This window comes from Mesorhizobium sp. Primo-A (assembly GCF_003997175.1).
In the GTDB taxonomy this organism is placed as follows: Bacteria; Pseudomonadota; Alphaproteobacteria; order Rhizobiales; family Rhizobiaceae; genus Mesorhizobium; species Mesorhizobium ciceri.
This window is the reverse complement of record NZ_RZTG01000026.1, coordinates 44,260-51,274: the sequence shown is the minus strand read 5'-3', so window position 1 is coordinate 51,274 and position 7,015 is coordinate 44,260. Positions and strand designations below refer to the sequence as shown.

Annotated in this window: 8 protein-coding genes; 6 read left to right on the top strand and 2 right to left on the bottom strand. The window is 62.6% G+C overall.

Translation table 11 applies throughout. From position 1 onward, the window contains the following. Both EOC83_RS31030 and EOC83_RS31025 read right to left on the bottom strand, forming a co-directional pair. On the bottom strand, window positions 1-430 hold a 430-nt coding region (locus EOC83_RS31030; RefSeq protein WP_164762430.1), incomplete at its 3' end, for an alpha/beta hydrolase. 147 nt (window positions 431-577) lie between these two features. Continuing rightward, entirely contained in the window at window positions 578-1,348 is a 771-nt protein-coding gene (locus tag EOC83_RS31025; protein ID WP_063170717.1) for an alpha/beta hydrolase, read from the bottom strand. Window positions 1,349-1,561: 213 nt separating this feature from the next. Between EOC83_RS31025 and EOC83_RS31020 the strand changes: the two genes are divergently transcribed. The 6 genes from EOC83_RS31020 to EOC83_RS30995 all read left to right on the top strand — a co-directional run bounded on the left by EOC83_RS31020 (window position 1,562) and on the right by EOC83_RS30995 (window position 7,010). Next, a complete protein-coding gene (locus EOC83_RS31020) occupies window positions 1,562-2,524 on the top strand; it encodes an AraC family transcriptional regulator (protein ID WP_063170889.1) in 963 nt (320 codons plus the stop codon). A 248-nt stretch (window positions 2,525-2,772) separates the two neighbouring features. Beyond that, entirely contained in the window at window positions 2,773-4,770 is a 1,998-nt protein-coding gene (locus tag EOC83_RS31015; protein WP_063170716.1) for a conjugal transfer protein TraG, read from the top strand. Between the two features lie 53 nt (window positions 4,771-4,823). Further along, window positions 4,824-5,222 carry a hypothetical protein gene (locus EOC83_RS31010; protein ID WP_063170888.1) on the top strand — a complete coding sequence of 133 codons (399 nt, stop codon included), beginning with the start codon at window positions 4,824-4,826 and terminating at the stop codon, window positions 5,220-5,222. Window positions 5,223-5,435: 213 nt separating this feature from the next. Continuing rightward, the gene (gene trbB, locus EOC83_RS31005; RefSeq protein WP_127274084.1) at window positions 5,436-6,434 is read left to right on the top strand and encodes a P-type conjugative transfer ATPase TrbB; all 999 of its coding nucleotides are present in this window, start codon (window positions 5,436-5,438) and stop codon (window positions 6,432-6,434) included. Further along, a complete protein-coding gene (locus EOC83_RS31000) occupies window positions 6,397-6,747 on the top strand; it encodes a TrbC/VirB2 family protein (protein ID WP_063170714.1) in 351 nt (116 codons plus the stop codon). The genes trbB and EOC83_RS31000 overlap by 38 nt, the downstream gene beginning before the upstream one ends. Continuing rightward, on the top strand, window positions 6,747-7,010 hold the full coding sequence (locus EOC83_RS30995; protein ID WP_063170713.1) for a VirB3 family type IV secretion system protein: 264 nt from the start codon (window positions 6,747-6,749) through the stop codon (window positions 7,008-7,010). The genes EOC83_RS31000 and EOC83_RS30995 overlap by 1 nt, the downstream gene beginning before the upstream one ends. Window positions 7,011-7,015 lie beyond the last annotated feature (5 nt).

Genomic DNA, 7,015 nt, shown 5'->3' with positions numbered 1-7,015 from the left:
CTCCGCCTCTCGGAGCCGTGCCGACGAGGATGAGCTTGCGCACCAGCCGTCCGTGCTCGGCAGCGATCTGCTGGGCGACGCAGCCGCCGAGGGAAAAGCCAAGAAGGTCGACTTCGGAGAGGCCGAGCAGTTTGATAAAGGCGACCGCGTCTCGGGCCATCGCTTCGATATTGTCCGGCGTTTGTCCTGTCGAGCGGCCGACCCCGGCGTTGTCGAAAGCGATCACCGGTCGATCGGCGGCCAAGACATTCACGACGGCGGGGTCCCAGGCGTCGATGTTGCCCGAGAAATGCTGCAGGAGAACCAGCGCCGTTCCGGTCGATGGGCCGAGGCGGCGATAGGCGAAGCGGATTCCGCTGCCTTCGATGTAAAGGGTGGGTGCCGTTTCGAGCGTGGCGGCGTCCTGGCTCGGGGTGTCGAACTCAGTCATGTCATCCTCCGGATGCTTGGCATTAGAAATCGAGTGGGTGCAACTGGTGCGGTTTCAGCCAGGTCTGAGCCGTTCGCGGCTCAAGGCATGCCGTAGTTCGCCCAGCACGCGCGGCGCTCCCGGCACGAAGTGCCGGGAGCGGTATCGTCACTTCACGAGCGCGGCCTTTTCAATCACCGCGGCGACTTCCTTCGCGTGGACGACGAGGGAGGAATGGCTCCCGGCGACCTCCGTCGTCTCAGCCTTCATCCTGTTGGCGAAGATCTTCTGGACCTCGGGTGCGATGACCTTGTCCTTGGTGCTGATCACATAGAATGTCGGCTTGTCGTGCCAAGCTGCCTTGTCGACGGGAGCCTCGAACGCGGTGTGGTTCAACGGGAGCTGATGGTTTGCCAAGGACTCGGCGATCTCCGGAGGAAGGTCGGCCGCGACTGCCGAAGGAAACACTTTGGGATCGATGTAGAGGTTGCCCTTTTCGTCGGGATGAATCGCCGCGGCGCCTTCGGTTGCCGGGCCGCTCTTGGCTAAGCTCGCCAGAGATTCTCCCACGTCAGGCGCGAATGCGGAGACGTAGACGAGCGCCGAGACGTTGGGATCGTCACCTGCCTGCGTGATAACCACACCGCCCCAGGAGTGGCCAACGAGAACGGTCTTGCCGTTCTGTTTGGCGAGCGCCTGTTTGGTGGCCTCGACGTCCGCCGCCAGGGAGGTGAGCGGGTTTTCGACGAGCGTTACATTGTAGCCCTTCTTCGTGAGGATATCGGCAACCGGCTTCCAGCTCGTCTGGTCGACGAAAGCGCCGTGGACGAGCACGATATTGTGGGCCGGCCCCTTGGGCAGCTGAGCTGATTGGGCGGGGGCGGCAACTGCTGCTCCGGCCATGAGGACGGTGGCGACGGTGAGTAAAAGATTTCGCATTGGTTGCTCCTGTTGAGATGACGGACGACGCGGGTCCGGGGAAGGGCAGGCGTGTCGGCAACAGCCGCGGTTCTCCCATCTGCCGTTCGGGTGATGGTTGCCGCGCGAACCGTTGGCTCGACTTGCGATCAACTAGTACGTGGAGCATTTGGACGTTAGGCCTCAATCGTCCGAATATTGTGTCTGACCGTCCGCCGTACTACCATCGGGACGATGGACATCCTCGCTGAAGTGCTCGATCGCGTTCGCCTGGGCGGAACCTTGCTGTTCCACTTCGAGCTCGGCCATCCCTGGAATCTTGCGTTGGCAAAGCGCCCCTACGCCCTGTTCCACTATCTCAGCCGTGGCTCGGCCACCCTCGCGCTCGAAAGTGGACGAGAATTCCACATGACCGAGGGCGACTTTGTTGTCGTCACGCGTGGCGAGCCCCATGTGATCTACTCGGACAGCCGGATCGAACCGTTACCGATTCTCCATATCGATCGACTGGACGGGCGTCTTGGGCTCATTCGTCACGGAGGCGGCGAGCAGCCGCACGCGACGATGATTTGTGGCAATTTCACTGTGGCACGGCCCTCGCGCGGTAGTGTTTTGGAGTTGCTTCCGCCACTGCTTCTCCTCAAGCCGACGGAAGACGGAGGATGGCTCGAGGCGATTCTGCAACGCATGGTGAGCGAGGCGGCGCACGCGCGTCCCGGACAAGGCGTTGCACTGTCACGACTGACAGAAGTGCTCTTCGTCGAGGTGTTGCGAAGCTGGATCAAGTCTCTCGGCCCCGGGGAAGGCGGTTGGCTGGGGGCGATGGCGGACCCGCACATAGGACCGGCACTTCAGTTGATCCATGAACGACCGGACCGACCTTGGACGCTTGGCGACGTCGGGCAAAGCGTGGGGCTTGGTCGGTCGGCGTTTTCGGCTCGCTTCACCAAGCTCGTTGGAGAGCCGATGTATCGTTATCTGATCGCACGCCGAATGTCGGAGGCCGCATTTCTTCTCGAAACAAGCGACGAGGGGATTGCACGGATTGCGAGTCGCGTCGGCTACGAGACCGCAGCCGCGTTTTCGAAGCTGTTTCATCGACATCATGGCCTATCGCCTGGCCGTTATCGAGCAGTTCGGCGGTCTGACGGTGGCCGAAGGCGAGGGGGCGTTTCGGAAGCAGAAGTCGCCGATTGACCTCGACCACGCTGGCTTATGGAAGGTCTGGCGACAGTCATTCCGGAACTCCCACCATGGCGAATTCCGATATCAAGCGGCACAGCCGTGTCTGCTCAGCCAGTTCTCGATCAGCAGAAACAGCACTGCAACGAACAAGTCCGTGTAGGTCGGACTACCCGGCGGTTCCGTAAACTGTCTTGTGTTCTTGCGTATGCGGAAATTCGATATTTCTGTGGGCGCCCCAAGCCTCAGCAAAGAGACGATAAATGCCGGCGACCAGGATATTGTGGGGGCAACTCGTTGCCGTGCTTCTGATCGTGCTGGTCACTACTTGGGGCGCGACGCAGTGGACCGCATGGCGGCTTGGATTCCAGCCGCAGCTCGGGGATCCATGGCTCGAGCTTGCCGGCCATTCCATCTATCCGCCGCCGGCCTTTTTCTGGTGGTGGTTTTTCTACGATGCGTATGCGCCAGAGATTTTTCTGGAGGGTGCGCTGATCGCGGCGAGCGGCAGCTTTATCGCGATCGCAGTGGCCATCGGTATGTCGGTGTGGCGGGCACGGGAGGCGAAGAATGCCGCCACATATGGTTCTGCACGCTGGGCGACCAGCAAGGAGATCAAAGCCGCTGGGATAGTCGGTCCGGACGGGGTGGTGCTGGGAAAGCTAGAGGGCGACTATCTCCGCCACGACGGCCCAGAACACGTTCTGTGCTTCGCGCCGACCCGAAGCGGCAAGGGTGTTGGCCTTGTCGTCCCGTCTCTGCTGACTTGGCCAGGTTCGGGGATAGTTCACGATATCAAGGGCGAGAACTGGGAGCTGACGGCCGGATGGCGCGCTCGCTTTGGCCGTGTCCTGCTGTTCGATCCAACCAATGCGTCCTCTGCCGCCTACAACCCTTTGCTGGAAGTGAGACGCGGCGAATGGGAGGTCCGCGACGTGCAGAACGTTGCCGATGTCCTGGTCGATCCCGAAGGCTCGCTGGAACGCAGAAACCATTGGGAGAAGACCAGCCACGCGCTGCTGGTCGGTGCCATCCTGCACGTTCTCTATGCCGAAACGGACAAGACGCTTGCCGGAGTTGCGAATTTCCTTTCCGATCCCCAAAGGCCGATCGAGATGACACTGCGCACCATGATGGTGACGCGGCATTTGGGGGAGGGCGGGCCGCATCCGGTGGTGGCCTCGGCAGCTCGCGAACTGCTCAACAAGTCGGAGAATGAACGCTCCGGCGTGCTCTCGACAGCAATGAGCTTTCTGGGTCTCTACCGCGATCCGGTGGTGGCGAAGGTGACGTCCCGCTGCGACTGGCGTATCGCCGATCTGGTCGAGGACGAGCGGGCAGCGACACTCTATCTGGTCGTGCCGCCCTCCGACATCAGCCGTACCAAGCCGCTCATCCGGCTCGTGCTGAACCAGATCGGGCGAAGGCTGACGGAAGACCTTCATGCGAAGGATCGACGGCATCGTCTGCTTATGATGCTCGACGAGTTTCCGGCGCTCGGCCGGCTCGATTTCTTCGAGTCGGCCCTCGCTTTCATGGCGGGCTACGGCATCAAGTCCTTCTTGATTGCACAGTCGCTCAACCAGATCGAAAAAGCGTACGGTCCGAATAACTCCATCCTCGACAACTGCCATGTGCGGGTGAGCTTTGCCACCAACGACGAGCGCACGGCCAAACGCGTCTCCGATTCGCTGGGAACGGGAACCGAGATGCGGGCCATGAAAAACTATGCCGGTCACAGATTGTCGCCCTGGCTCGGGCATCTGATGGTCTCGCGGCAGGAAACGGCGCGTGCGCTGATGACGCCCGGCGAGATCATGCAACTACCACCGAGCGATGCCATCGTCATGGTTTCGGGCCTGTTCCCGATCCGGGCCAAGAAAGCACGCTATTTTGCCGATCCACGTCTCGCAGGGCGCGTCCTGCCGCCACCGAACCCTGAAACGGCCTCAGGACCACCGCGCCCGGATGACTGGACCGGCGCTACAGTCCCTCCGGTGCCGAAACGCAATCCTCTGCAATCCGGGCTCTCTGCGGACCCGCAGGACGGGGATCCGGAAAATGGCGGCATCCGCCGTCAGCCTGAGCTCCCGGAACACGAGGATATCGCGCCGGAACCGCAGGCACAGCTCAATGAAGAGTTCGATCTGGACTGGGACGAATCCGATGATGACACGGTGCGTCGGCGGGCGGCCGATCAGGCTATGCGGCGCGCTGCACGGCAGGCCACCCTCGATCCTGATGACGGCATCGGGCTTTGAACGTGAAGGATGCCAAGAAGAGAAGGCTTTCGGCCTATCTCGATCCTGACGTCATGAACGCGCTTGCCGACTACTCGGCACGCCGCGATGTGTCGCTGTCGCTGATCGCCGAGGCCGCGATCGCCTCGTTCCTTTCACCGGATGCCGAGGAGCGGAAGGAGGCGGCAATCACCCGTCGTCTCGATCAGATCGACCGGCGTGTGCAGCGTGTCGAGCGCGATGTCGGCATCGCCATCGAGACACTGGCTCTGTTCGTGCGCTTCTGGCTCAACTCGACCCCGGCATTGCCCGAATCCGCGCAGGCGGAAGCCCGTGCGAAAGGCCTGCAGCGGTATGACGCGTTCGTTGACGCGCTTGGCCGCAGGCTGAGCAAGGGACCAAAGTTCAGACAGGAAATCGCTGATGAAGTCCCGGCGTCACCAACCGGCGCGGATGATTCCCCGTCGCGGTAGATGGCAGCGCCAGGCCGCGAGATCGCCGTACCGCATTCGGCAAGTCTCTGCACGCCGCGCTACGCTCACCGATTTTGCCTGTTGCAAGGTCGGTATTCATGCCTCTTCTAATCATCCCCGACCGCGGCACGAACAGGCTCGCCGCAGCGAACGGGGACCATCGTGGCAGGCAATCATCATTCTGGCAGGGAAGCGGTGTCGCGCGGCGCGCGCATGCTGCGCACGGCGCTTGGACCGGCCATCGCCCGCTTCCTTGAGGATCCCGAGATCGTTGAGGTGATGCTGAACCCGGATGGACGCATCTGGGTCGACCGGCTGGGCAAAGGGCTCTGCGCCTCCGATGAACTGCTGGTCCCGGCCGACGGCGAGCGCATCATCCGCGTGGTGGCCCACCATGTCGGAGCGGAAGTGCATGCGGGTGCGCCGCGCGTATCGGCCGAACTGCCGGAGACAGGCGAACGTTTCGAGGGGCTGCTGCCGCCGGTCGTCATGGCGCCGACCTTCGCCATCAGGAAGCCGGCGGTCGCCGTATTTGCCCTCGGGGATTACGTCACTGCGGGGATCATGACCGTGGGCCAGGCCGACGTGCTGCGGCTTGCCGTCGAAAAAAGGAAAAATGTTCTGGTCGCCGGTGGAACGTCGACTGGCAAAACGACGCTGGTCAATGCGCTGCTGGCCGAGGTTGCCAGAACCACCGACCGCGTGGTCCTGATCGAGGATACGCGCGAACTGCAATGTGCCGCGCCCAACCTGGTGGCGCTGCGCACCAGGGATGGTGTCGCCTCGCTGTCCGACCTGGTCAAGTCCTCACTGCGGCTTCGGCCCGACCGTATCCCGATCGGTGAGGTTCGCGGCGCGGAAGCGCTCGATCTGCTGAAGGCCTGGGGCACCGGCCATCCAGGCGGCATCGGCACCATTCACGCTGGTTCTGCTACTGGCGCATTGCTGCGGCTCGAGCAACTTGTGCAGGAGGCCGTGGTCACGGTCCCGCGCGCGCTGATTGCGGAGACCATCGACCTCATTGCTGTCCTCGCTGGCCGGGGTGCTGCCCGCCGTCTCGTCGAGATCGCGTGGGTCGAAGGTCTTGATCCCGCCACCGGTGATTATCGCACGCTCGAAGCCAGGCTTGAGAGTGCCACAGCCACAGATCCCCAGTCCCCATTGGAGCTTCAGAATGAACCCGATCCGCTTCACTTCGTCATCTATCCCTAAGCCTGTTGTGCTGGTTACGCGTGTCGCAGTGGCGGCTGCCATCGTGGCCATGAGGATTGTGCCTGCCCACGCCGCAGGCTCGTCCATGCCGTGGGAACAACCCCTTCAGCAGATCCTCGAATCTGTCGAGGGGCCGGTCGCCAAGATCGTGGCGGTGATCATCATCATCGTCACCGGCCTGTCGCTCGCCTTCGGCGACACGTCCGGGGGCTTCAGACGCCTGATCCAGATCGTGTTCGGCCTGTCGATCGCTTTCGCGGCGAGTTCTTTCTTCCTGTCGTTCTTCTCTTTCGGCGGCGGAGCGCTGATCTGATGGAGGAGGAAGTGCGCGGCTTTTTCGCACCGGTGCATCTTGCCCTCACCGAGCCGATCCTGCTCGGCGGCGCGCCGCGCGCGGTTGCCATCGCTAACGGCACGCTCGCCGGTGCGGTCGGGCTTGGTCTGCGTCTTTGGATTGCAGGTCTCGCCATCTGGGCGATCGGTCATTTCGCCGCCGTCTGGGCGGCCAAGCGCGACGCGCAGTTCGTCGACGTCGTTCGCCGGCACCTTCGCTATCCCGCGCATTTCGGCTGCTGAGGGTT

Excerpts from the sequence above, each read along its gene's own strand:
- EOC83_RS31025 (WP_063170717.1), bottom strand. The coding sequence starts at position 1,348 with ATGCGAAATCTTTTACTCACCGTCGCCACCGTCCTCATGGCCGGAGCA.
- EOC83_RS31020 (WP_063170889.1), top strand. The coding sequence starts at position 1,562 with ATGGACATCCTCGCTGAAGTGCTCGATCGCGTTCGCCTGGGCGGAACC.
- EOC83_RS31015 (WP_063170716.1), top strand. The coding sequence starts at position 2,773 with ATGCCGGCGACCAGGATATTGTGGGGGCAACTCGTTGCCGTGCTTCTG.
- EOC83_RS31010 (WP_063170888.1), top strand. The coding sequence starts at position 4,824 with ATGAACGCGCTTGCCGACTACTCGGCACGCCGCGATGTGTCGCTGTCG.
- trbB (WP_127274084.1), top strand. The coding sequence starts at position 5,436 with ATGCTGCGCACGGCGCTTGGACCGGCCATCGCCCGCTTCCTTGAGGAT.
- EOC83_RS31000 (WP_063170714.1), top strand. The coding sequence starts at position 6,397 with ATGAACCCGATCCGCTTCACTTCGTCATCTATCCCTAAGCCTGTTGTG.
- EOC83_RS30995 (WP_063170713.1), top strand. The coding sequence starts at position 6,747 with ATGGAGGAGGAAGTGCGCGGCTTTTTCGCACCGGTGCATCTTGCCCTC.